We start from the raw sequence: 25,632 nt of genomic DNA on the forward strand, positions 1-25,632 counted from the left end.
GACCCCCCTGCGACACTCGCGGCATGACCGACCGATGGGTTCTCGCTCCGGCCGAGGACGGTGGCGCCGAGCTCGCCCCCCTCGGTCCGGACGGGCTGCCCGCCGGTCCGGTGCTGCGGGAGGCGGACCTGGCGCGGGCCGTGCGCGAGCGGCCCGACGTCACCCGGTGGGTCTGGCGTTCCACGGCCGAGGTGTATCCGCGCCTGCTCGCCACGGGGGTGCGAGTCGAGCGGTGCTACGACGTCGAGGACGCCGAGACCCTCCTCCTGGGCCACGAGGGCCGGTACGGGGAACCCCGTTCGGCGGCCGCCGCCCTGGCCCGGCTGCGCGGCGGCCCCGTCCCGCCGGACCCGCCGCAGCGCTCCGCCGTGCCCGGCGCGCAGTCCTCCCTCTTCGAACCCCGGTCCGTCCAGTCCAGCCCCCTACCCCTGACCGCCCTCGCCGAGGTCTACGCCGAGCAGCAGCGGCGGCACGCGCGGGCCGAGCACCCCGACCGGATGCGGCTGCTGACGGCGGCCGAGTCGGCGGGGATGCTGGTGGCCGCCGAGATGAACCGCGCGGGGCTGCCCTGGAGCGCGGAGGTGCACCGCGCGGTCCTGCACGACCTGCTCGGCGAGCGGTACGCGGGCGGCGGCGAGCCGCGCCGGCTGGCCGAGCTGGCCGACGAGGTGTCCGCCGCCTTCGGACGCCGGGTCCGCCCCGATCTGCCCGCCGACGTGATCAAGGCGTTCGCCCAGGCCGGGATCCGCGTGAAATCGACCCGCCGCTGGGAGCTCGCCTCCCTCGACCATCCGGCCGTGAAACCGCTGATCGAGTACAAGAAGCTGTACCGCGTCTGGGTCGCCCACGGCTGGTCCTGGCTCCAGGACTGGGTGCGTGAGGGCCGCTTCCGCCCCGAGTTCCTGGCGCACGGCACGGTCACCGGACGCTGGGTGACCAACGGCGGCGGCGCCCTGCAGATCCCCAAGGTCATCCGGCGGGCCGTGGTCGCCGACCCCGGCTGGCGGCTGGTCGTCGCCGACGCCGACCAGATGGAGCCGCGCGTCCTGGCGGCGATCTCCCGCGACCCCGGCCTGATGGAGGTGGCCGGCCGGCAGAGCGACCTCTACCAGTCCGTCTCCGACCGCGCCTTCTCCGGCAACCGCGACCAGGCCAAGCTCGCCGTGCTCGGCGCGGTCTACGGCCAGACCTCCGGCGACGGCCTGAAGAACCTCGCCGCGCTCCGCCGCCGCTTCCCGCGCGCGGTGGCCTACGTCGACGAGGCGGCCAAGGCCGGCGAGGAGGGCCGGCTCGTACGGACCTGGCTGGGGCGGACCTGCCCGCCGGCGGCCGGCGCCGGCGACGCGGGGACGGAGGAGGCGGGCATCCCGGTCGACCCCGCCGGTCCGGCCGAGGGCGAGGCGGCCGAGGACGGCCGGGGGCAGTGGGTGCCCGGTTACGCCTCCTCCAACGCCCGCGCCCGTGGCCGCTTCGCCCGCAACTTCGTCGTCCAGGGCAGCGCCGCCGACTGGGCCCTGCTGCTGCTCGCAGCGCTGCGGCGCACCTGCGCGGACCTGGCGGCCGAGCTGGTCTTCTTCCAGCACGACGAGGTGATCGTGCACTGTCCCGAGGAGGAGGCGGAGACGGTCGTCGCCGCGATCCGGGAGGCGGCCGATCTGGCGGGGCGGCTGACGTTCGGGGAGACGCCGGTGCGGTTTCCGTTCACGACGGCGGTGGTGGAGTGCTATGCCGACGCCAAGTGATCACCCCAACCCACCGAGCAGCTCCCCGAGTTCCGCCACGACCGCCTTCTCGTCCGTCCCGTCCAACGCGTCGAGGGCCGCCCGCCACTCCTCGTACGCCTGCTCCCTGCGTCCCCGCTCGTGCAGCAGGAGACCGTGCTGGTGCCGGGCCAGGCCGCCCGTGTAGCGGTCGGCGCGGGCGTCGGCGCGGCGCAGCAGCTCGGCGCACTCCCCCGCGGCGGGTCCGGTACGACCCAGGAGCCGCAGGGCACGGACGAGCCCCAGGCGGGTCTGTGACTCGCCGTGCCAGTCGCCGTGGCCGCCCAGGATGCGCAGGTTCTCCTCGAAGTGCGCCAGGGCGGCGGCCGGTTCGCCGAGGGCGAGATGGGCGTAGCCGATGTTGCAGTGCGCCGAGTGCCGCACGATCACGGCGCCGGTCTCCTCCCCGATGGCCAGCGACAGCCGGTGCTGTTCGATGGCGGCGCGCGGGTCGGTGTGCTCGTAGAGGTTGCCGAGGTGGCTGTGGGTGATGGCCTCGCCGTGCGGGTCGTTCAGCCGGCGCGAGTACTCCAGGCTCCGGCGCAGGGCGGCGCCGGACTCCTCGTACCGGCCGAGGCTCTCCAGCAGCAGACCGCGGTTGTTCATGCAGCGGCGGATCCAGGAGAGCCGGTCGAGCCGCCGCCAGATGGTCAGGGCGCGGTCGTTGAGGGCGAGCGCTTCCTTCTGTCGGCCGGTCAGGAAGTGCAGCCCGGCCAGGTCGCCCAGCGCGTACGCCTCCGCCGACTCGTCCCCGAGGCGCCGCGCCGTGCGCAGCGCTGCCCGCCCCAGCACCTCCGTCTCGGCGATGCGGCCCCGGCGCTGCAGGTAGGGGAAGAGGAGACGCAGCAGGGTGGCGACGAGGGGCGCCTCGGCGTCCCCGGTACGGCCCTCCACCAGGGCGACGATGTTCCCCAGCTCCGCGTCGGCCCAGGCGAAGGCCTCCTCGGGGCCGGGGAAGGGCGGTACGTCCGCGACATGGGCCGCGTGGGCGGGCGGCTGGGTGGCGGTGGGGCGGCGGCGGTCGTCCTGGTCGAGGCCGGGTTCGACGACGGCGGTCAGAACGCGTTCGGCGACGGCGGCGTACCAGTGGAGGGCGGTCCCGAGCACGGCCCCCGTCCCCTCCTCCCGCGACGCGAGTTCACGGGCGAAGTCGCGGACGAGGTCGTGGGGGGCGTAGCGGCCGTAGGCGGTCTCCTCCAGGAGTGCCACGTCGACGAGCCGGTCGAGGGCGGCCTCGGCGCGGCGCTCGTCGGTGCCGGTGAGCCGGGCCAGCAGGGGTGCGCCGTACGTGGGCAGGTCGAGGGCGCCGATGCGGCGCAGGGCGAGAGCCGCGTCCCGGTCGGCCTCGCGTGCGGAGGCGGCGAGCGCGTCGTGGGCGACGGCGAGGGAGCGGCGGACGCTCAGGTCGTCGTATTCGAGGTGGTTCAACCGGCCTTGGGTGGCGGCCAGTTGACCGGCGAGCGCGTCCGGGGTGAGGGCCCGGCGGGCGGCGAGGCGCGCGGCGACGACACGGAGGGCGAGCGGGAGGCGGCCGGTGAGCTCGACGAGCGGGTGGGTCGCGTCGAGGCCCTCGCGGCCGGAGACGGCACGCAGGAGGCCGGCGCTGTCCTCGCCGGAGAGGGGGGCGAGGGGGAAGCGGTGGGCGCCGTCCAGGGCGGTGAGCGGGGAGCGGCTGGTGACGATCACCGCACAGCCGGGGCCGGCCGGGAGGAGGGGGCGGATCTGGGCGGCGGTCGCGGCGTCGTCCAGGACGAGGAGGGTGCGGGTGGGGGCGAGGAGGGTGCGGAGCAGCGCGGCGGCCGCGTCCGGGTGTTCGGGGATGTGCCGGGGTTCGGTGCCGAGGTCGCGGAGCAGGGCGGCGAGGGCCTGGGCCGCGGAGAGGGGGGTCATGCCGGGGGTGGCGCCATGCAGGTTGAGGTAGAGCTGACCGCTGGTGAAACGTTCCCTCAGGATGTGGGCCACGTGCAGCGCGAGGGCGCTCTTGCCGACGCCGGCCATGCCGCTGATGACGGCGAGGGGGGTGACGCCGTCTCCCGGCGGGACCGCGAGCAGGGCGCCGAGCCGACGCAGGGTGTCGTCACGGCCGGTGAAGTGGGCGGGAGAAGGGGGGAGTTGGGCGGGACCGAGGGCGGAGGCCGTCGGACCTCCGGCATCGGAGCCGTCGTGGGCGTCGGAGCCGTCGTAGGCATGGGTGCCGTCGTAGGCATGGGTGCCGTCGTAGGCATGGGTGCCGTCGACGCCGCTCGGCTCCTCCCCGTGTCCGGTGGGGTCCCCGGCCGCCCCCCGCAGCACCTCCACATGGGCCTCGCGGACCGCCGGGCCCGGTTCGACACCGAGTTCCTCGATCAGGCGGGTGCGCAGGTCGCGGTGGACGGCGAGGGCCTCGGCCTGGCGGCCGGTGCGGTGCAGGGCGAGCATCAGCTGGCGGTGGTACGCCTCGCGCAGCGGATGGCCGGCGGCCAGGGCGGTCAGCTCCGGGACGATCCGGGCCGTCCGGCCGCCGCCGAGGGCGAGTTCGGCGTCGTAGCGCCACTCCAGCAGGAGCAGCCGGGCCTCGCACAGGCGCCGTACGAAGGCGTAGCCGCCCAGGTCGGCGGGGAGGCCGCTGAGCGGGGTGCCACGCCACAGCACGAGCGCCCCCGCGCACTCGCGTACGACGCGCTCCCAGTTGCGGGCTGCGTGCGCCCCGCGCGCGGCGGCGACGTGCCGTTCGAAGACATGGACGTCGAGCTCGCCCTGCTCGATCCGGAACTGGTAGCCGGGCGGCACGGCCCGCAGCCGTTCCGGGTCGTCGAGCAGTCGGCGCAGCCGGGTCACGTGGTTGTGCAGGGAGGCCTGCGCGGACGCCGGAGGCGCGCCGCCCCACAGCGCCTCCTTCAGCGACTCGACGGGCACGATCCGGCCCGCGTCGAGGAGAAGGGCGGCGAGCAGGGCCCGTACCTTCGGGCTGCGGATGGTCTCGTACGGGACGCCGGTCCCGTGGGGGGCCTGGGCGGTGTACAGGACCGGTGGCCCCAGCAGTCCGAACCGCAGCTCGTACCGCCGCATCACGCCGACCATCGCCTTCCCGCGCGCCGCTCGACGCGGATCGCGCCGCACGGCGGGTACCCCCGTCGCCGTGGCTGCATGCCGCCCTCGACGCGGTGGTGTTCCGCCACCCTGTCCCTGACGGTTCCCGTTGCAAACGGCTGCCGTTGCGGCCGCTTCCGGTGTGCGCCCGGCGACTTCAGGCCAGACGACCTGCGACGACACGGAGTCCCGTTGGCCATATGTTAGCGATTCGTTGGTGCCGCCTGATGTGATCACATCATCGGAACCGGCCCGACGGTGCGCGCGTGTGAACGCGATACTCGGGGGAGTGTCGCCGCCGCGGCCGGGTCCGGGGGCGTCTCGGGCCCTGGTCGTCGGAGGTGAACGACCGGGGCCCGCGCCCTCTCCCCTACACCGTCTTCAGACGACCGGCGGCCGGCCGAGCCGGGTCAGTCGCCACACCGTCCGCCAGCGCATGGCCCGCCGCGGGCCGGCCGGTTTCCGCACGCCTTCCACGAATCCGCCGAACCACGCCTTGAGCCCACCCAGCGAGCGGGTGCGCAACAGGGTGACGGCGATCCACACGCCCAGGTGGACGGGGATGAGCGGCAGCGGCAGGTTGCGCCGGACCAGCCAGACCCGGTTGCGGGCGGTGACGCGGTGGTAGATGGCGTGCCGGGCGGGCGAGGTCTTGGGGTGCTGGAGCAGCAGCTCGGGCGCGTAGAGGATCTTCCACCCGGCGTCCGTGGCACGCCAGGCCAGGTCGGTCTCCTCGTGCGCGAAGAAGAACTCGGCGGGCCAGTCACCGGTTTCGGCGAGCATGGCCATGCTGAGCGCGTGCCCGCCGCCCAGGAATCCGGTGACGTACCCGCCCTGCATCGGATCGGATGCGCCGACGCGCGGCACGTGCCGGCGCTGGGTCTCGCCGTGCTCGTCGGCGATGCGGAAGCCGACGATGCCGAGGCGCGGGTCGGCGGCGTACAGGTCCCGTACGCGGCGCAGCACGTCGGCGTCGACGAGCAGACCGTCGTCGTCGAGTTCCACCACGACGTCCACGTCCCCGTACTCGCGCAGCCGGGCGAGGGCGACATTGCGGCCGCCGGGGCAGCCGAGGTTCTCCTCGACGTCGATGGTGGTGACCTCGCCCGGGAGGGAGAGCCGGCCGGCGAACTCGGGAAGCCGGCAGCCGTTGCCGACGATCACGATGCGGGCGGGCGCCAGGTCCTGTTTGGCCACGGACTCCAGCAGGGCGTCGACCTCGGCGGGCCGGTTGCCCATGGTCACCACGGCAACGGCGATCCTCGGCTCCACCACGTCGCTCAACGTCCTCACTCCGTCCGACCGGTGACGGCGCGCACCCGCGCTCCGGTCGCGCGACGCCTGTCATTCACCAAGATGTTGCCTCAGATACGGAGGTTGCCCGAACGCCGGTTCACTTTGCGCCCCTTTTACTACGATTTTCACGCCGTCGTACGAACTTCAGTGCCGACCAGTCCTCTCCCAGCGCCGCGACCTTCACATCGACGACACCGAGGGGAAGGAAGAGGTCACGCAGGGAGTTCTCGGTGAGGTCGCTGACATGCCCGGCGGCCTTGCGGGGCCAGGCGATCCAGAGCATGGCGTCGTCGGCGAGGTCACGGACGAGATCGCTGGTTTCGGCGGCGAGGTCGGCGTGGGCGCGGTAGAAGGCGACGGTGACGTCGGCGTCCCGGGGTCCGCCGGGGGCGACGTCGGTGCCCTCGGGGAGGCCGGGGACGGCCCAGCCGGGCGGGGCGTGGCGCAGACGGAGGCGGTGGCCGGGTTTGACGCCGAGCTTCCTGACGAGGGGCGTGGCGGAGTAGCCGCCGGTCGCGGGGTTGTCGCTCACGGTCCCACGGTAGCCTCGCACTGGAGCTGTCCCACCTGGAGAGGATCTCGAGGACATCGTCGGCGGTAACGGGTCCGGGAACTGCTTCGAAGAGCCGCACCAGCGGGCTGAGCAAGGGACCGACCGCTGGCCTGACCGGCGCCTGGGGCAGGGCGTCGTAATCCGCCAGAACGCCTTCCGCGAAGGCGGCGTCGCTCCACCAGTCCGCCGGAGCGTTCCGACGGACATCGATGGCGGACTGGATCAAAGCGGCATGTTCGGGGTGACCGATCCGGCGGACACGGCGTGGCTGCGCACGATGATGTCGGACGAGTCGGTGCGCTGCTTCCTGCAGCCGGTCCGGCTGGACAACCCGGCCATGGACGCGATTTCCCGGACGCACATCCACTGTGTCGGCAGTGCGCAGGAAGACGTCACGCGCCGCCCGGTGCCGGCGCGGCAGCCCAACGGCGCTGCGTCCCAGGTGTGGGAGCTGCGGAGCGGCCATGACTGCATGGTCACCGTGCCGGACGCCCTCACCGACCTGCTGTTGAAGGCCGGCTGACCGGTTGCCGGTTGCCTGGCGCAGGGACCTATCGTGGCCAACGGCAGGCGCTGGGATCGCTCGGTTGACGAACCGTCATATCCGCTTTGCCCGACACCGGATACAGTCGCAGGAGGCGATGCCCTCGGGGCGCACAGCGCCGCCGGGACCTTGCCCGACGGCTGCGGCGCTCTCAGCCACTCCCCTTCGCCCGCCCGGTGACCGCGCGGCCCCACCTCCGGTCGGTGACGCGTTCGCCTGCGCTTCGCCACCCAAGTCTCGACCCGACTGGGATCAGCGATGTTCCTGACGCGCACCAGCGCTGTTGTTCCGCTCCACCCGGCTTCCGACTGAAGCTGAGTGGCACGATCCGCCAGTTGCTTGCCTGGCACCGGCCCCTGCGCCACCACAGTTGTGAACAGGGACCGGAGTTGCCCCTGCCAACGCATAGTGTGCTGGGCGGCCCTTTCCTCCCTGCGTTTGCAGGTCAACGGCAGTTCGGTGGTCCGCCGATGTCCGTGGACGTGCGGCGGCACTAATTCCAGCGACAAAAATCCGACTGCGGCCTACGTGGCATCGATGTCGAAGCAGTCTCGGATATACGGAATCGCTTCTGCAGCAAAACGGACCGCCTGCTCTTTTATGCGCCCGACGCTTTCAGGGTCAAATTCCCCTGTATCCGACTGAGCATCCAGTACGCTTTGCTCTTCTTGAATTTCCCGACTCTCAAGCGGCCCCAATGGAGGAGCAGGGTCGCCGTATCGGATGATGACAGTCTTACTCCCGCCCAGCCTGAAATCGAGTATGGACAGCATTTCCCTCAGAATGACAGAGGAGGCATTCACTCGCTCTGGCGTGGGGCGTAGCACAGTCGCCATCGCATTGCCAACCAGCTCCAGAGACCGGGCGGCGAAAAACTCGGGATAAGAGGAATCAAATTGATCTGCCTGCGATTCCTCCCCTAGCTCGTCCAATACTTCGGCGCATTCCTCCGCGACATCCTCACCAGATGCAGCAGCCCAGATCAGCGCGAGTGAAGATTCGAGCCACGCAAGTTCCTCCTCGGGCCCGAGCTCCCGAAAGAATGCGGAACCACGCTCCGCAATCGCAGCTGCTGCGACTCGCAGGCACGCTGCGGACGAATTCGCGGGGGTCCCCACCCCGGGATATTTCTGCGCCATGGTTCAGTCTCCGCTACCCCAGAAGATGGTGTACTCCGAGTTTTGTGGTTGATGCCCCCGGAATCCCTTTCCGCCCAGCGTTATGCCAAATACGTGATCGTTGAGCATCGGGCTGCAAGTGCCCACGCAGAAGTTGCGTGAGGCAGCACCGAATACCGGGTGTTCGTGCGCTGCCAGACTATTGAGGATGGTCTCCTCGGCATGTCCGGCCCCGCGAACGAATTCTTCACCTTGTCGAAGGGTCCATGATGCCGGCATGGGGGCATCACCATTGATGCCAATGCGGATCGAGTATTCCTTTGTCTTTGAATTGAATATACCGATCACCGCCGTGGTGGCCGAATTGTAGCCGCGCGTTGAATTGAGTTCCTCCGCGCGGTCCAGGGCCAGCATCGCATCGTCTTCAGTCCCGACGCCGCAGTTGTGAACGAGTACAGGTGTGGCGCCTGCCAGCACATAGTACGTGTGCACCATGCTGACGGTGAGGTTGTGCACCGTCGCATCGAGCGCCGTCCAGCGCTCGACAGCCGTGATCTGGACCAGCGTGCCGGCGCTGGTGCGCAGCCACTCGCCCGACTTGAGGTCGGTCGCGTCGATCCAGTCGCCGAGTTCCGGGACCCAGAAGGGGTGCTTGTCGGTCGCGGTGATGGCCGCGGTCTTGGAGCCCTTCTTGCCGTCCGTGTCGACGGTGACCTTGACCAGGTGCTTGACGCCCTTGCCGAGGATCTCGGCGGTGACCGTCTGCACCGTGGTCTCGCCCGTCTCCGGGTCGGTCGCCAGGACCTTGTCGCCGGCCTTGACGTCCTTGATCGCCTTGGTCGAGCCGTCGGCCATCAGGACCTTGGTGTCCGGCGTGAAGCTGTTGGGCGTCGGGCAACTGCCGCCTTCCGAGCCACCTCCGGACCCGCCGTCGCCGCCCGAATCCTCCTTGCCCGAGCCGTTCCGCGAGCCGCCGGACTTGTTCTCGGCCTTGCCGCCGCCCTTCGAGCCCTTGGACTGGGCCTGGGCGCGGGCCTTGACCTGGACCGGATTGCCCTTCGCGCCCTTCGAGCCCGTATGCGCCTTCTTCTTGACGGCCTCCGCGGCGCGTTTCGCGGCTTCTCTTGCCTTGCGTTTGGCCTCCGCCGCCGCGGCTTCCGCCGCCTTCTTCGCCTTGATCAGCGCTGCCTTGGCCGCCTTGGCGGCCTTCATGCCGATCTCGGCCGCGCGCTTGGCTGCCTTGAACGCCTTGACCGCGCTCATGGTGCCCTTGAAGGCGCGCCACATCTTCTTGCCCTTGGAGAAGACGCTGGTCCACGGGATGGCGTCCATCAGGAGGCTGCCGCAGGCCCACAGGTCGCCCTGGGTGAAGCAGCCGACCACGTCGTTCCAGCCGATGAACTCCTTGAACACGGCCCAGCCGGTCGCGAGGATCACGTCGCCGATGGAGCGGTTCAGGGTCTTCTGGTACTCGGCGATCTTCGCGTCCAGCGCGGCGATCGACGCGTCGAAGCTGGAGGCCGAGGAGGTGAGGCCGGACGGGTCCGAGTGCGTCACCGGGTTGTTGTTGGCGTACGAGTAGCCGTTGGCCTGGAGCGGGTCGCTGTCGTCCAGGACCGGGTCCGCCGAGATGAAGCGGCCCGTGCCCGGGTCGTACTCGCGGGCGCCCATGTGGGTCAGACCCGTCTCGGAGTCGTCGTCACCCGTGTGGAACCCGGTGTGCGAGCGCGGGGAGAGGTTCGCGGCGCGGTCCTCGCCCCACGGGTCCCTCTTCGCCACCCGGACACTCATCCCGCCGTCGAGGCGGACCTCCGCCAGCGGGGTGCCGTTGAGGTCGGTCGCCTGGGCGAACAGGTGCTCGCTGACACCGGACGCGGCCGTCGAGTTCTCTCGGTAACGGGTCACCGACGGACCGCCGACACCCGCGTAGGTGCGCTCGGCATAGCGGACCTTGCCCGCAGTGGTCAGGGAGACCTTGGTGTCGGGCAGGTTCAGCACCGCGCCCGCGCTGGTGCGCTCCAGCAGGCGGTTGCCCATGGCGTCGTAGACGTACGTCGTCTTGGACGCCGGCTTCCACAGCTGGGTGGCCGCGGTCGAGCTGCAGGCCGCCAGGGTGAGGTCGGTGCCGACCGTCGACGCCGGGGCCGACAGGCACAGGTTCGCCGAAGCGTTCCCGACCCACTTGATCTGACCGGTGCTCAGGGTCTGCCACCGCTGCGCCGCCACGGCGTTGTCGCAGGCCTGGACCAGAACGGCCGCGCCGGCGGCGGTGCCGTTCGGCTGGGCGCACACCCCGCCCACGACCAGCTGCCCGATCGTGGCGTCCTCGACCGTGCCGTCGTTGTTGGTGTCGGTGGCCCGGATGCGGAAGTTCTGCGCCTTGCTGCTGTTGCAGAGATAGATCTGGAGGGCCGTGCCGGCGGTGGTGCTGGAGCCGGCCAGGTCCAGGCACATGTCGCCCGTCCCGATCCAGGCCCCGGAGCCGTCCGCGCCGAAGCCGGTCACGGACTCGACCTTGCCGTCCCAGGTCCAGGTCATGGTCTGGGCGGTGTCGCCGCCGGTGGAGCGGGTCTCCATCTCGCCCGCGGCGTCGTAGGTCTGGGTGGAGCGGGCCTTGACCGCCGCGCCCGCCGCCGTCGTCGACGACGTGGTGTACGAGGTGAGGGTGTGCGGCTGGTCGTTCTTCGCGGTGTCGCTGGTGCCGTAGGCGTAGTCGGTGACGACGTCGCCCTTGGTGTCGCGGACCCCGGAGGTGAAAGTCGGGTCGGCCTTGTAGGCCGTCTTCCTGGTGCGGTTGCCGAGGACGTCGTAGTCGTAGGACTGCCAGTAACCGGAGTTGTTGGAGGAGACGTTGACCTTGCCGTCGGAGTAGACCGGCTCGGCGGTGGTCTTGCCGGAGGCCACGCAGGCGCCGCCGCCCGGCGTCGTCCACGCCTCCTTCAGCTGGCCCAGGGCGTCGTACTTGAAGCACTGCTGGTCGGTCGTGGTGCCCATGCGGTCCGCGACGGACAGGACGTTGCCCGACGGGTCGTAGCTGTAGAAGCGCTTGCTGACCTCGCTGCCGGGGACGACCGCCGTGTCGGGGGTCGCCGCCTCCCGGACGAGCCTGCTGGTGAGCAGCTCACCGGTGGACTCGTTGAAGGTGTTCTGCTGCCACAGGCGGTGGCCCTGCTCACCGACGGTGGAGAGGAGCACCTGGCCGTAGGGCGAGTAGGAGGCCTCGGCCGTGTACCAGTCCTTGCCGGAGACCGAGGTCGGCAGACCCGCCTCGTTGTACCGGGTGATCACGTCCTCGGCGTCGAGGCCGCCGGCCGCCGGCGTCGTGTAGGTCTCGAGCTGGCCGTCGTCGTTGTACTTGTACGTGTACTTGTACTGGGTGGCGAAGCCGTCGGCGGTCAGGCCCGCGGTGGAACCCGGCGGGAGGGCCGTGGTCATGTCCGTGGGCTGGTAGTCGGCCGTGTAGCCGCCGATGGTGGTGGTGTACGCCTTGCCATCGGTGTAGCGGGTGGCCGAGGACAGCTGGCCCTTGCCGCCGGTCGCGCCGTCGTAGGCGTAGGTCTGCGCGAGGGTTGCGGTGGTGGAGCCCTTCGGGGTGACCTTGACCTGCTCGACGCGGTTCAGGCGCTCGTAGGTGTACGAGACCTTCTGGCCGCGGGCGTCGGTCGCGGTGTCCACGCGGCCGTAGGCGTCGTAGTCGGTGTGCGTGGCACCGGTGTCCGGGTCGGTGGTGTCGGTGACCCGGCCCAGCGCGTCGTACTTCCAGGTCCGCGTGTTGCCGACGTCGTCGGTGCTGGTCACCATGTCGCCGCGGAGGTCGTACGCGTAGGTCGTGGTGATCGCGCCGGCCTCGGTCAGCGAGGTGTCGCTGAAGGTGTCCTGGCGGGTCGTGCGGCCCAGCGCGTCCGTCCACACCCGGGAGGCGGGCGTGCCCTGGGGCTGGCGGACGACCGTGTAGTCGAGGCCGTACTCGTAGCGGGTGCGGCGGTCGGTGCTGCGGTGCGCCACCGTCCCGTCGCTCTTGTAGTACGTCTCCCCCGTCTGCGCGAAGGAGCTGTGTACCGGCGTGACCGTGAGGACCCGGCCGAGGCCGTCGTACGTGTACGAGGTCGCGTTGGGGACCAGCGACTCGGAGGCGGGGACGACGAGGTCGGTGCCCGGGTCGCCCTCCATGTAGTACGCGTTGCGGGTGTAGCGGACCTGCCCGGCGCTGTTGTGCAGGGTGTCGGTGATCAGACGGCCGCCGCCCACGGCGGGGGTCTGAGTCTGGCGCTCACGGCCCAGACCGTCGTAGATCGCCGTGGACGACTCGTACTTGCCGTCGCCCGCCGCGCTGCTCGGGTTGTCCGACAGCGACTCGGTGACCACCGAGACAGGCTTCTTCAGGTCGATGTTGTACGTGTACTTGACCGTCGGGTCGTCGGTGGCGGTCTGGGTGGCGTCCCAGGCGGCTACGGCGCGGCCCAGCGGGTCGTACTCGTACGTCTCGACGCGGTCGTTGGCGTCCGTGGACTTGATGGTGACGCCGCGGCCGGGTTCCAGGACGGTGCTGTCGGTGAAGCCGGCCACTACGGCGCCGTTGACGACCTTGTTTCCGGTGACCGTGTCGATCTTGTAGACCTGGCCGCTGGACGGCGTGTACGTCGTGGTGTTGTACACGCCGGTGGGGTCGGTGACCTTCGTGACGCGGCCGGTGGAGTCGTACTCGGTGCGCGACTCGGGGTTGGCGGTCTCCCAGCCGGTGCCGGCGCCGGTCGGCGCCTCCGTCCTGGTCACCAGGCCCTTGGTGGGCGTGGCGGTGGACGAGGTCGCGCTGTCGTAGAACATGCGCGAGGCGCTGACCAGCGTGGAGCCCGTGGCACTGGACAGGTCGGTGGAGCAGGTGCTGGTGCCGGTGGTGGTGACGGTCTGGGCGACCAGGCCGACGAGGTAGTTGGTGCCCGACGTGTTGTTCACGTACGAGGTCGCGGTGCACGACTCGTCGCCACTGACGGCCATGTCGCCGTAGTCGTGAACCTTGGTCGGCAGACCATTCGCGTCGTAGTCGGTCGAGGAGGTCATCGTGCGCAGGTACGAACCGTCCGCGTCCTTGGTCGAGGCCTTGGAGATCGTCGACGTCTTGCCGAGCGTCACGCGCTCGGACACCACGTCCGGCCCGTCCGTGCGGTTGCGGGTGGCCAGCCGGACCGGGGCGTCGGGGTAGTTGACGCTGCGGGCGACCCAGCCGGTGGTGGTGTCGGCGGACGTGTCCGGGTAGGTCAGCGACTCGGCGACCATGCCGGCGTAGGCCTTGCGGTCGTCGGCGAGCTTCGCGCCGGTGACGTCCGTCGTCACCACGGAGCGCTTGACGTCGTCGGAGGCCTTCTCCGGGGTGTCGTCGGCGAGGACGTCGTCGTCCATGCCCCGGAAGTAGCGGGTGACCGACTTGGAGGCGACGCTGCCGCCGACCGAGTCCGTGCTGCCGGTGGTCGTGGTGACGAGCGGGTAGCCGCGGAAGTCGTCCCAGGTGCGCTTCTTCGGGCGGGAGAACTCCGACTGGTTCTTGGCCCACAGCGCGCCGTCGACGGCGTCGTCGTAGGTCTCGTACTTGTACGTCGTCACGATGTCCTGCGCGTCGGCGAGACGCGGGAACTCGGTGATCTTGTCGACGACATACTTGTGGAACCAGGAGATCCGCTTGTCCTCCAGCTCACCGTCGGCATGCCAGTACGCCGGGTAGCAGAGGGAGTGGTTCTTGTCGATCGTCGGCCGGTCGGCGCCGGTGAGGCACTTGCCCTCGGGCGCCTTGTAGTCGACGTGCGTGCGGCCGCCGTACTCGGAGACGACGTCCTGGATGCGCAGCCGCGCGAACAGCGGGTTGGTGTCGGAGGAGCTGGTCTTGACGCGGTTGGGCAGCGGGTTCTCGTTGTGGCCGAAGGAGACCGGGTTCAGGCGGTCGGTGGAGCCGTCCACGGCGTAGCCGGTGCGGGTGATGGACTCCAGCCAGAGCGCGGTGTACTCACCGGTCAGGTTCCAGGGGAAGGACTGCTTCAGGCCCCAGGAGTCGACCTTCGACAGCGCGGTCGTGGTGGCCGAGTCGCCGTCCAGGCCGCAGGCGTTGCGCTGACCGGTCTCGTTGCCGTCGGCATCCGAGGTGTACTCGGTCAGCTTCACGCCCTGCTCGCGCTGGGTGCAGGCGTCGACCGAGGCCAGGCGCTTGCGCGACCAGAAGGTCGGGGCGTACGTGGTGCACTTGCCACCGGTCGCGCAGGCGAGGTCGGCGGGGGTGTCGAACCAGGGCCGGGTCTGGTCGGACTGCTTGGAGTCGAAGTTGGTGTTCGAGCACGCCACGTTCAGCGCGGGGTCCTCGAAGCAGCGCTCACGGGCGTTGAACTTCACCCGGCCGAGCGGCTCGTCGGCGAAGAGGGTGGTGGCGCGCTGGCCGTAGTCGATGTGGGAGAGGTAGCCGGCACGGTCGTAGGAGACCGCGGGCTTCTCCTTCATGTCGCGCGCGTAGGCGTTCTTCTCCTTCTCCCACCACAGCGACATCGCGTTGCCGGTGGTGTCCACGACGTAGTCGAGCTGGAAGCGCCAGCCCTGGTCGCAGAAGGAGTCCGCGAACTTCGCGGCGTAGCAGGGGTCCTCGGAGTGGTTGCCGGCCACCGGCACGTTCAGCACCGACTTGGTCTCGGGCTTGCCGGACGACCAGCCCGGCAGCCGGTTGAGACCGAAGAAGTACTGGGTGCCGTCGTCGGTGGTGACGCGCCAGAACTCGCCGTTGTTGTCACCGTTGTTGGAGCTGTAGCCGATGTCCGAGGTCGGGACGCCCAGGGCGTCCGCGATGACCTTCTTGTAGTCGGACTCGGTCAGCAGCTCGACCCGCATGTTCTCGCCGCGGGCGCCCTTCCACTGCTTGGTGGTGTCGTCGCGCACCAGCTCGGTGGTGGTCCCGTTGAGGGAGAGCACCGCGTTGTACGAGCCCCAGCACTGGTCGCCGGTGAAGTGCTTGTCGTTGTTGGCGTTCGCGGTGTCGGCGGCGCAGCCCACGAACGTGCGGGTGATGGAGCCGGGGTTGTAGTCCCAGCCCTCACCCACCCAGGAGACCTGGTTGTTGGTGGAGGACGTACGACCGTCCGAGGTCTGCGAGTTGTAGCTGAGGGTGACGTTGGGCGCCGGGCCGGCCGGCACCTGCGGAGCGGCCATCGTGTACGAGTAGCTGAAGGCGCCCGAGGAGCCGCCCGCCGTCCAGGAACCCGCCGAGACGATCGGGCTGGCCGAGAAGTCACCGCCGGCGCCGGCGCCGTAGGAACTGCCGACGAGCAGGCCGCCGCCGGAGGAGTCGGCGATCTGCCGGACGGCGTCGGCCGCGTCCTCGTGCCACACGGCGGAGTCGACGCTGCCGGCGTCCGTGCTGACCGCGCTGTTGGTGGTGGCGGCGGTGGTGCCGGAGACCGACGCCAGGTCGGCGGTGTCCAGGGTGACGTTGACCAGGGTCTCGGGGACCTCGACGGTGGTGTCGGTGGAGCCCGTGACCTCGTCGCCGGCGGTGTCCTCGCCGGGGTCGGCCTCGGAGCCCGAGGAGTCACCGGCGTCCAGCGGCACGGTGACGGTGTCGCCGGTGCGCTCGACCTCGGTGGTCACCGGGACGCCCGTGGAGCACGCCTCGTCCTCGGGCGTGGTGGCGTAGCAGGCCGGCATGAGGGTGAAGGAGAGCCGGTCCAGCCACTGGGCGCTGTAGCTCTCGGCGAGCTTGGTGGCGTCGATGGAGACGACCGCGTCGCCGGTGGCGGTGTCGGGCGCGTCCACCGCGAGCATGAAGCCCTGGGCACCGTCCGCCACGGCGTCGGCCTCGGCCGCGGCGGCCACGCTCCACTGGCCTTCGAGGGCGTCGACCTGCGTGGAGGTGGCACCCTCGGGGGCGCCGACGCCGATGCTCATGGTGCCGTCGGCCGACTTGGCGACCTCGGTGGTGCTGCCCGCGGTCAGGTTGTCGACGGCCTTCGTGCCGGAGGCCGCGGGCACCTCGGCGACCGCCGCCGGGGCGTACTGCTGCTGGGGGTCGGTCGCGGCGGAGCCGGCGAGTTCCTCGAGCTTGTCGGTCAGGTCCTCGTCGACCGGGACGGCATCCGTCTCCTGCAGATCCTCCAGCTCGACCGCGGTACGGGGGTCGTCGGGGCCGAACGCGACGGCGCTGGGCAGCAGGGTGACGTTGAGGGCAAGGACGAGACCGGCTATGACACCGACCCGCGTTCTGCGGCGGACCAGACGCTCACGTGGCGTTCTCGCCAGTGAACCCCTGCCCGACCACGACAGCACGGCACGCAAGGCCAATCGACCCTTCCCCCGTAACAAACCATCAGGAACGCTCAGACCGATGGCACTTGGTGATCAATGACTTACAGACTGAGCACGAAATAAAGGCACCGTGAAGATCCACGTCAAGATGTGCTGAATCTGTGTTAGCTATGTCACTGACTAAAACCAGACAAAGATCATTAAAAAATCACGCCAGGACTCTTTGCGAGGGCGTTGCCAACGGTGGCCCGCCCGAAGGGTGTTGATCTGGCCGGGAGGAGCTGTTCATACTCCAACCGCCCAATCCGGCGCGTCGCGCGCTCGCCACGGCTTGTCACCAGGCCTTGAGGGCAACCCGGAAGAGCCATGCCGCAGCGGCGCCCGCCGCACTGCGGTCCAGCCTGTTGTGGAGAAGGGCCCCTTGAGCGACCTCGACACCGCCACGGAATCAAGTCCCCCTGGCAGACGGCGCGTTCGGCGTGGCCTGGCCGCCGCCGTCGCCCTCGCGGTGCTGGCCGGAGGTGCCGCGACGCTCGCGCTGCGCGACGACGGCGACACCGTCTCCGACGCCAGGGCCAAGCGCGCCGCGCAGCCGGTCGACGAGGACGAGGCCCAGCGCCGGGCGCGCAAGAGCGGCAAGAAGGTCGAAGTCGCGGCGCTGGCCGACGAGTTCTCGACCACGTACGCCAACCCTGACGGAACGTTCACCTACACGGTCTCCGTCGCCCCCCTGCGCGCGAAGAACGCCCAGGGCAAATGGGCGCCGATCGACACCGGCCTGCGCAAGGACGGCAAGGGCTGGCACACCGTCAACAGCCCGTACCCGGTGACGTTCTCGGCCGGCGGGAAGGGCGGCGGCACGGCCCGCAAGGCGGCGGCCCACGGCTCCGCTACGACCGTTCAGTCGGCGGTGTTCCGCACCGGAAGCGGCAGCGCCGAACAGGTCGACGACACGGCCGGGACCACCTGGACCCCGCTGCTGACGATGACCGCCGAGGGCCACGAGATCCAGTTCGAGTGGCCGGGCGCGCTGCCCGAGCCGGTCGTCGAGGACAACCGCGCGCTGTACGAGGGCGTCCTGCCCGGCGTGGACCTGATGCTGTCCGCACGGGACACCGGCTTCACCCACGTCCTGGTCGTCCACACGCCCGAGGCCGCGGAGCGGCTCGTCGCCGACCCGCCCCGCTACCGCGTCACCTCCTCCAGCCTCACCTTCACCCTCGACCCCGGCACCGATGTGCTGATGGCGAAGGACGGCGGAGGCAACGAGATCGCCGTCTCCCCCACGCCGTTCCTGTGGGACTCCGCCGGCACGCACACCACGGAGGCCGAGGACACCGACGCGGACGCCGCGACGGGCACCAACGAGGACCCCGAGGTCGTCGAGAAGGCACCCGCGCGCGAGAACCCCGACGACGTCCCGGCCGACGAGGTCCCGAACGAGAACCCGGACGACGCCGGCAAGAACCTCGACCCCGTCGCCTACGGCACCACGGCGTCCGCCTCCGACACCCTCGCCCTGCCCGCCGTCAACGGCCCCGGCGAGGGCGCCCACGCCACCACCGCCGCCGCCGGGTTCGGCGACGACGTGCTGACGATCACCCCGCCGGGCAGCTATCTCGCGGACACCGAGGACCTGACCTACCCGCTGTTCCTCGACCCCTCCACCACGGGCATCCGCGCCAACTGGACCACGGTCTACAAGCGGTACCCGAGCTCCAGCTTCTACGACGGCGCCAACTACAACGAGGACACCAAGGAAGCCCGCGTCGGCTTCGAGAGGGAGACCTGGGGCACGGCCCGCTCGTTCTTCCGCATGAAGCTCAGGAACTCCATCAAGGGCGCGGACGTGTCCAGCGCCACCCTGAAGGTGCTGGAGACCCACTCCTGGTCGTGCAGCAAGCGCACGGTGCAGCTGTGGGGCACGGGCGACTTCACCTCCAAGACCACCTGGAACCGCCAGCCGACCTGGAAGCGGAAGATCACCTCGAAGTCCTTCGCCTACGGCTGGAAGTCCAACAGCTCCTGCCCGGACGCGTACGTCAACTTCACCGTCACCACGCTGCTCCAGGACGCCGCCGACGACGGCGTGACCAGCTTCAACCTGGGCCTGGTGGCCTCCACCTCGTCCTCCGCGCCGACCGGTTCCTCCAGCAGCCTGGAGACGGACACGTACTCCTGGAAGAAGTTCAAGGCCGAGGGCGACGGCTCCCCCACGCTGGCGGTCACGTACAACCGGAAGCCGAACACCCCGACGTCCGTCACCATGAGCCCCGGCTCCTGCGACACCAGCGCCTCGCCGTACATCAAGGTCGGCAAAGCCGACACCATCACCATCAGCGGCAAGGCCACCGACCCGGACAGCGACCTGACCAAGCTGGAGTTCCAGCTGTGGCAGACGGGCAAGTCCGACACCACGACGAAGACGTTCACCAAGGCAGTCGACGACGGTGAGGTCGGCGGAATCTCCATCAGGTCGTACCTGACCACCGGGGTCACCTACTCGTGGCGGGTGCGCGCCTGGGACGCCAAGGTCAGCAGCGGCTGGGCACCCACCGGCGGCGACGGCGTGTGCCGTTTCACCTACGACACCGACCTGCCCGACTCCCCCGCCCCGGTCGTCTCGACCGACTTCCCGGGTGACGACGACGGCGACAGCGAGCCCGACGTCTGGTCGGACAAGCCCTTCGGCAACAGCGGCAGCTTCACCTTCGCGGTCGGCTCGACCTCCGAGACCGACATCGTGAAGTTCGTCTGGTCCATCAACTCCACCAACTACGCCGGCTACGCCTGCGCGGGCGGCTCGCAGGGCACCTCGGGCGGTCTCACCAAGTCCTGCACCACGGCCATCAAGACGGCCACCATCACCGGCATCAAGCCGCCGGCCGCCGGACCCAACACGCTGTACGTGAAGTCCGTGGACTCGGCGGGCAACATCTCGCCCAACGCCCGCAAGTACTTCTTCTACGTCATGCCGCGCTCGACCGCCGACGGCCCCGGCGACCTGAACGGCGACGGCGACGCGGACTTCGCCCATCTCACCGCCGCCGGAAACCTCTGGATCGACTCGGTGTCGCAGGACGGCACCTGGGTGTCCAGCGCCTTCGGCACCCACAACAAGGGCACCCTGATCAAGGACGGCGGCACCGCCCCGCACATCTGGGACGGCACCGGCACCTACTCCCTGGTCACGCACAACGGCGACTTCGCCCCCGGCGACGGCGTCACCGACTGGGTGGTGCGCACCCCCGAGGGCCGGCTGTTCCTCTACCCCGGCGACGGCTACGGCGCGATCGACGTCAGCAAGCGCCTCGAGATCCGCCTGCCCGCCAACGCCCCCGCCCCCTCCACCTTCTCGGAGATCAAGTCGGCGGGCGACATCACCGGCGACGGCCAGCCCGAGCTGTTCGTGGCCGGCGGGGTCAACGGCGCCGAGCTGTGGATCCTCAGCGGCTACAGCGGGGGTACGTTCAGCGAGGCCACCAAGATGACGTCCACCGCCTGGGGCGACAAGGAGCGGGACTTCGTGGCCATCGCCGACTACAACGCCGACGGCGCGGCCGACATGACCTACCGCACCGCGGCCGGCAACATCGTCCTGCGCAAGGGCATCCTCGACAGCGACGGAGAGGGCACGGTCCTGGCCAGCCTGGGCACGTCCGCGGCGAGCCTGGACGGTGACGACACGTACGCCTCCAGCTCGTTCACGTACACCGCCTTCCCGCTGATCTACGGAACGCCCGACGCCACCGGCGACGGCATCCCCGACATCTGGACGACCAACGCGGCCGGAGCCCTGCTCCTCTACGAGGGCGGCGCCACCGCCATCGGCTCGGCGAGCACGCTGAGGTCGAGCGGCTGGGAAACGGTCCAGAGACTGGGCTGAGCCCCGCCCCGAGGCCCCCGCGGCCTCCCGAGCACCAACCCGAGCGGCCCGCCGGAGCGCATGACCTCCGGCGGGCCGTTTGCCGTTCCCCGCGACAAGAGCATCCCGTCACGAGCCCAAGCGGTGAGCCGCCTAGTCCTGGTCAAGTTTGACTAATGATCCGGAGGGGCGTTGGCACCAACGAAGCCGTAGGCAAGTTTGACTGCATCGCTCGATGCCCGGGTACGCAACGGAGGCCCCGGCCGCACGGGCGTTGTCGCCGGTCACGTCGGTCTCTCCGCACCCTCCGCGGACCGCAGCCCGAGCTGTGCGCAGGCCAGCAGGGCCACCTCGATGTCCAGTCGGTTCTCGGTGAGCGGGTGGCCCAGGATCTCCTCGGCCTTGCGGACGCGGTAGTGCACGGTGTTCTTGTGGACGTGCATGCGGGTGGCGGCGTCGGTGAAGCTGCCTCGCGCGTCCAGGAACACCTGCACGGTGCTGCGCAGGCGCACCATGCCGTCGTCGTCGCGCATGAGGTCGCCCAGGACGCGTTCGGCCCAGGCGTTGACGTCGGTGAGGTGGTCGACGAGCAGGCCTGCCAGCGCGACCTGGGAGTGAAGGGTGAGTGAGCGGTCGGGGTCGGCTCCGGTGACGGCGACGCTGCGGGCGCGCTGCGCGTCCCGGAACGTCTGGCGGAACCCGTCGAGCCCGGAGGACGGGTCGCCGATGGCGATCCGGAGCGCGGGGTGTCTGCCGAGCTCGTCCTCGAGCCGGGGGACGTCGAGGACGGGCTTGCCTGCGGAGGAGATCCAGGCCCAGGTGGTCTGCTCGTCGGCGGAGATCGTCAGCGGGGTCTTGCCGGTGGCCGCGGCCAGGATCGCCGCTCCGGCGCGGCGTCCGGCCCCGGCGGAGGCGGACGATCCGGGACGCGTCCAGATGATCGCGGCGAGGTGCCAGCCACGAAGGGAGGTCGACAGCATCTTCTCGGCCGACGCCAGGTCGAGTCCCTCGGTGTCGAGCACAGCCCGGACCTGGGCGGCGCGGGCCGCGTCGGAGCGGCCGTCCCAGCGTCTGCGCTCGTTCTCGTAGATGTCGATGACGCCCTCGATGACCTGGTCGATGTAACTGTTCGTCAGGAGCGCGATCCGGCTCGTCGTCGCCAGCGCGTCGGTCATGGACAGGTCGAGCCGTCCGAGGGCGGTCATGGCCCACTGCACGAACATGTGCTCGCCGAGCCGGTAGGCGCGCAGCAGCGCTTCCAGGGACAGGTCGTGCTGGGCGAACCGACGGGCGTACTCGGCCGCGGCCGGCGGCACGGTGATGTCGTCGAGGGAGATTCCCAGCGCCAGCATGTCGAGGATGGCCAGGAGATTCGACGAGGTGCTGGCGACCATGAGTTTCCGCACGGCGTCGTCGTGGCGGAACTCGGGGATGACGTCGACGAACATCGAGGTCATCCCCGCCGTCAGGTTCCCCAGATCGGCCTGGATGTGCTTGGCGACGTCGTGCACGGCACCGTCGACGGGGGCGCTCATACCGGGAAGGTAACGTGACGGCTCGCGCCGGGACAGTACCCGGCGACGTCCCGGTCACCGCGTTTGCGCTTTGTGACGGTGGCACAAAGGGATCGGCCCGGGCTGGGATGCAAGCCCATGGTCGGCCACGTGCTCCCTGCCTACCTTTTCCTCATTCCCTTCGTCACGGTGCGACTCAATGGTGAGGAATCGTGCAGCACATCGCCGAATTGCCGGATGTCCGGGCCGCACGGAACCCCACGGCTTCCTGTATCGCGGACGACCACGAACAGCTGCGGAATCAGGATTTCCTGGAACGTGTCCGGGGTGCGGCGGCAGTTCTCCGCGCCGCCGGAACAGGTGCCGGGGATGTGGTCGCGGTGGTGCTGCCGAATCGTCTGGAACTGGTCGTCATCATGTTCGCGGCATGGCGTCTGGGCGCCGCGGTCACGCCCGTGAACCCCGAACTCACCGACGCCGAGGCCCGCCATCAGATCGAGGACTCCGCGGCCAAGGTGGTGATCACCGACGGCGCACGCACCCTCGGGACGCTCGACGTGGCCGCGGTGGCGCACGCCTCGACCGCGGAGGAGGACACCGCCGCGGACCTCGTCCTTCCCGCCCCGGACTCCCTGGCCCTGATCATCTACACGAGCGGGACCACGGGGCGCCCGAAGGGCGTCATGCTGGACCACGCCAACGTGGCCGCGATGTGCCGGATGATCATCGACGGTCTCGGCCTGGACGAAACCGATCACAGCCTGCTGATCCTGCCGCTGTTCCACGTCAACGGGATCGTGGTGAGCGTGCTGTCGCCGCTGCTCGCGGGAGGGCGTACGACGATCGCCGGAAGGTTCCGGGCCTCGGCCTTCTTCGCCGCGGTGGAACGGGCCCGGCCGACCTACTTCTCGGCCGTTCCGGCGATCTACGCGATGCTGGTGTCGCTGCCGGACGAGGTACGCCCGGACACCTCGTCGCTGCGCCGGGTGATCTGCGGGGCCGCACCGATGCCGGCCGAACTGATCGCCCGGTTCGAGAACCGGTTCGCGGTGCCGGTCGTCGAGGGGTACGGGCTGTCCGAGGGCACCTGCGCCTCGACGCTGAATCCGCCCGCCGGGCCGCGCAAACCCGGGACGGTCGGGCTCCCGCTGCCGGGACAGACCGTCGCGGTGATGGACGCCGAGGGCAACCCGCTCGGCGCCGGATCGGTGGGCGAGGTGGTCGTCCGGGGCCCGAACGTCATGCGCGGCTACCTCGGACTGCCGCGGGAGACGGCCGCCACCGTCGTCGACGGCTGGCTGCACACCGGCGACGTCGGACGCTTCGACGAGGACGGCTACCTCGTCCTGGTCGACCGGATCAAGGACATGATCATCCGGGGTGGGGAGAACATCTACCCCAAGGAGATCGAGAACGTCCTGCACGCCCACCCGGCGGTGCTGGAGGCGGCGGTGGTCGGTGCGCCCGACCCCGTGCTCGGCGAGGTTCCCGTCGCCCATGTGGCCCTGCTGCCGGGCTCGGAGGCCACCCCCGCCGAGCTCGTCGAGCACTGCCGCGGCTCGCTGGCCCGGACCAAGGTACCGGTGTCGGTCCTCGTCGCCGGGTCGTTGCCGAAGAATCCCGTGGGGAAGATCGACAAGCCGCGCCTTCGCGCATTCTCCCGGAACACCTGAGAGATCCATTCGAAGAATTCCCGTCAGAGGTCTCGGCCCCGAGACTTCCGGGCGCGCACCGCCACGCCCGAAAACGGCGATGAGAAAGGCGAGCAGCATGGGATTCACAACGGGCGATTTCCCGCCGGTCGACCAGGAAACTTTCCTGGAGGAACCGCTGATGGAACGCACGAAGGCGCTGGCACTCCACTGGGTGGAGTACGGCTTCGGTACGCCGAAAATGATCCACACGATCTATGCGGTCAAGGTGCTGTTCCTCTACGTTCTCGGTGGGACGGCACTGGCGACCTGGACGTCGGGGGCCGGACCGTTCTGGGACGTCGTGCACTGGTGGAACCAGCCGGTCGTGTACCAGAAGCTGGTGCTGTGGACGGTCTTCCTGGAGACGCTCGGTGCGGCGGGTTCCTGGGGACCCATCGCCGGCAAGTTCAAGCCCATGACCGGCGGAATCCTGTTCTGGGCCCGGCCGGGCACCATCCGGCTACGGCCCTGGAAGCGTGTCCCGTTCACGAACGGCGACCGTCGCACCGTGGCCGACGTCCTGCTCTACCTTGCCTTCCTGGCTTCCCTGCTCCTCGCGATCGCGCTGCCGGGAACGTCGACGGGGTCACTCGCCGACGCGCTGCCGGAGAACACGTCCGGGCTCGTACGCCCGGCCCTGCTCATCGCGCCGATCGTGCTGTACGTGCTGAACGGTCTGCGCGACAAGACAGTCTTCCTGGCCGCCCGCGGCGAGCAGTACCTGCCGGCGTTGGTGTTCTTCGCCGTCCTGCCGTTCACCGACATGATCGTCGCCGCGAAGCTGCTGATCTGCGTCGTCTGGGTCGGCGCCGGGATGTCTAAGTTCGGACTGCACTTCACCAACGTCGTCGCGCCCATGGTCTCCAACAGCCCCTGCGTCCCGTCGAAGCGGGTCAAGCGGCTGCACTATCGCGACTTCCCCCGCGACATCCGCCCGTCGAAGGTCTCGTCGTTCATGGCCCACATCGGCGGCACGACCGTCGAGGTCATCACTCCGCTGGTCCTGCTCCTCTCCACGAACCACTGGCTCACCCTCGCCGGAGTGCTGCTGATGGTCGTGTTCCACCTGTTCATCACCTCCACCTTCCCGCTGGCGGTACCGCTGGAGTGGAACCTCCTCTTCGCCTATCTGTCGGTCTTCCTGTTCCTCGGCTTCCCGGCCCGGGACGGCTACGGCGTCGGCGACATGTCCTCACCGTGGCTGGCCGCCGGGATCGCCGCCGCGCTGCTGTTCTTCCCGGTCCTGGGCAATCTGCGTCCCGACCTGGTGTCGTTCCTGCCCTCGATGCGCCAGTACGCGGGCAACTGGGCCTCCGCGCTGTGGGTCTTCGCACCGGGCGCGGAGGAGAAGCTCAACTCCCTGCCGCACCGGCCGACGCGGAACCAGGTCGACCAGCTCCGGGCGATGGGCTATCCGCCGGCGGTCGCGGAGATCACCATGCAGCAGACGATCGCCTGGCGGTCGATGCACAGCCAGGGCCGCGGCCTGTTCTCGGTCCTGCTGAAGAACTTTCCGGACCTGGATCAGCGCACGGTGCGCGAAGCCGAGTTCGGATGCAACTCGCTGATCGGGTTCAACTTCGGCGACGGTCATCTGCACAACATCGACCTGATCGACGCCGTACAGTCCCGGGTCGGGTTCGCCCCCGGGGAGTGGATCGTCGTCTGGGTGGAGTCGCAGGCCATCCACCGCGGGACCCAGCACTACCAGGTGATCGACGCCGCGCTGGGAGTGATCGAACGAGGCACATGGAAGGTCGCCGACGCGGTCGAGGAGCAGCCGTGGCTGCCGAACGGCCCGATCCCGCTCGACGTCACCTGGACCCGCAGCGAGTCGGCCGCGGCGCCGGTCACGCGGTCCGCGGTGGCGGAAGGTCTGACGCCGCAGGGAGGATGAGGGCACCTCCGTACCCACGGCGGCGGGCCCTTGTTCCGGTCCCCGACCAGG

General features: G+C 70.1%; 10 protein-coding genes and 1 pseudogene. 5 read left to right on the forward strand and 6 right to left on the reverse strand.

The genetic code is table 11. The annotated features are described in order from the left end of the window. Nucleotides 1-23: 23 nt before the first annotated feature. Complete coding sequence (locus tag ACIBVL_RS10515; RefSeq protein ID WP_399095171.1) at nucleotides 24-1,742, forward strand: bifunctional 3'-5' exonuclease/DNA polymerase; 1,719 nt, start codon at nucleotides 24-26, stop codon at nucleotides 1,740-1,742. On the opposite strand, the gene ACIBVL_RS10520 is transcribed toward ACIBVL_RS10515, so the two are convergent. From ACIBVL_RS10520 to ACIBVL_RS10530, 3 genes are all read right to left on the reverse strand, one after another. Beyond that, the gene (locus tag ACIBVL_RS10520) at nucleotides 1,743-4,808 is read right to left on the reverse strand and encodes a BTAD domain-containing putative transcriptional regulator (protein WP_399095174.1); all 3,066 of its coding nucleotides are present in this window, start codon (nucleotides 4,806-4,808) and stop codon (nucleotides 1,743-1,745) included. Between the two features lie 402 nt (nucleotides 4,809-5,210). After that, complete coding sequence (locus tag ACIBVL_RS10525) at nucleotides 5,211-6,104, reverse strand: glycosyltransferase family 2 protein (protein WP_399097171.1); 894 nt, start codon at nucleotides 6,102-6,104, stop codon at nucleotides 5,211-5,213. Nucleotides 6,105-6,222: 118 nt separating this feature from the next. After that, the gene (locus ACIBVL_RS10530) at nucleotides 6,223-6,657 is read right to left on the reverse strand and encodes a DUF3052 domain-containing protein (RefSeq protein ID WP_399095177.1); all 435 of its coding nucleotides are present in this window, start codon (nucleotides 6,655-6,657) and stop codon (nucleotides 6,223-6,225) included. A 250-nt stretch (nucleotides 6,658-6,907) separates the two neighbouring features. On the opposite strand from ACIBVL_RS10530, the pseudogene ACIBVL_RS10535 reads away from it, so the two are divergent. After that, nucleotides 6,908-7,201, forward strand: a pseudogene (locus tag ACIBVL_RS10535) (alpha/beta hydrolase); the annotation flags it as partial. Between the two features lie 545 nt (nucleotides 7,202-7,746). On the opposite strand, the gene ACIBVL_RS10540 reads toward ACIBVL_RS10535, so the two are convergent. Beyond that, nucleotides 7,747-8,361: a hypothetical protein gene (locus ACIBVL_RS10540; protein WP_399095180.1), complete on the reverse strand. Its 615-nt coding sequence runs from the start codon at nucleotides 8,359-8,361 to the stop codon at nucleotides 7,747-7,749. Nucleotides 8,362-8,364: 3 nt separating this feature from the next. Then, on the reverse strand, nucleotides 8,365-16,647 hold the full coding sequence (locus ACIBVL_RS10545) for a polymorphic toxin-type HINT domain-containing protein (protein ID WP_399095183.1): 8,283 nt from the start codon (nucleotides 16,645-16,647) through the stop codon (nucleotides 8,365-8,367). Between the two features lie 385 nt (nucleotides 16,648-17,032). On the opposite strand from ACIBVL_RS10545, the gene ACIBVL_RS10550 reads away from it, so the two are divergent. Continuing rightward, nucleotides 17,033-20,497, forward strand: coding sequence for a DNRLRE domain-containing protein (locus ACIBVL_RS10550; protein ID WP_399095186.1), 3,465 nt, complete (start codon nucleotides 17,033-17,035; stop codon nucleotides 20,495-20,497). Between the two features lie 263 nt (nucleotides 20,498-20,760). Here ACIBVL_RS10550 and ACIBVL_RS10555 read toward each other — a convergent pair whose 3' ends face one another. Then, complete coding sequence (locus ACIBVL_RS10555; RefSeq protein ID WP_399095189.1) at nucleotides 20,761-22,011, reverse strand: helix-turn-helix domain-containing protein; 1,251 nt, start codon at nucleotides 22,009-22,011, stop codon at nucleotides 20,761-20,763. A 191-nt stretch (nucleotides 22,012-22,202) separates the two neighbouring features. Between ACIBVL_RS10555 and ACIBVL_RS10560 the strand changes: the two genes are divergently transcribed. After that, nucleotides 22,203-23,663 carry a class I adenylate-forming enzyme family protein gene (locus ACIBVL_RS10560; protein WP_399095192.1) on the forward strand — a complete coding sequence of 487 codons (1,461 nt, stop codon included), beginning with the start codon at nucleotides 22,203-22,205 and terminating at the stop codon, nucleotides 23,661-23,663. Between the two features lie 97 nt (nucleotides 23,664-23,760). After that, on the forward strand, nucleotides 23,761-25,581 hold the full coding sequence (locus tag ACIBVL_RS10565; RefSeq protein ID WP_399095195.1) for a DUF3556 domain-containing protein: 1,821 nt from the start codon (nucleotides 23,761-23,763) through the stop codon (nucleotides 25,579-25,581). Nucleotides 25,582-25,632 lie beyond the last annotated feature (51 nt).

The organism is Streptomyces sp. NPDC049687 (assembly GCF_044465285.1).
Taxonomy (GTDB): domain Bacteria; phylum Actinomycetota; class Actinomycetes; order Streptomycetales; family Streptomycetaceae; genus Streptomyces.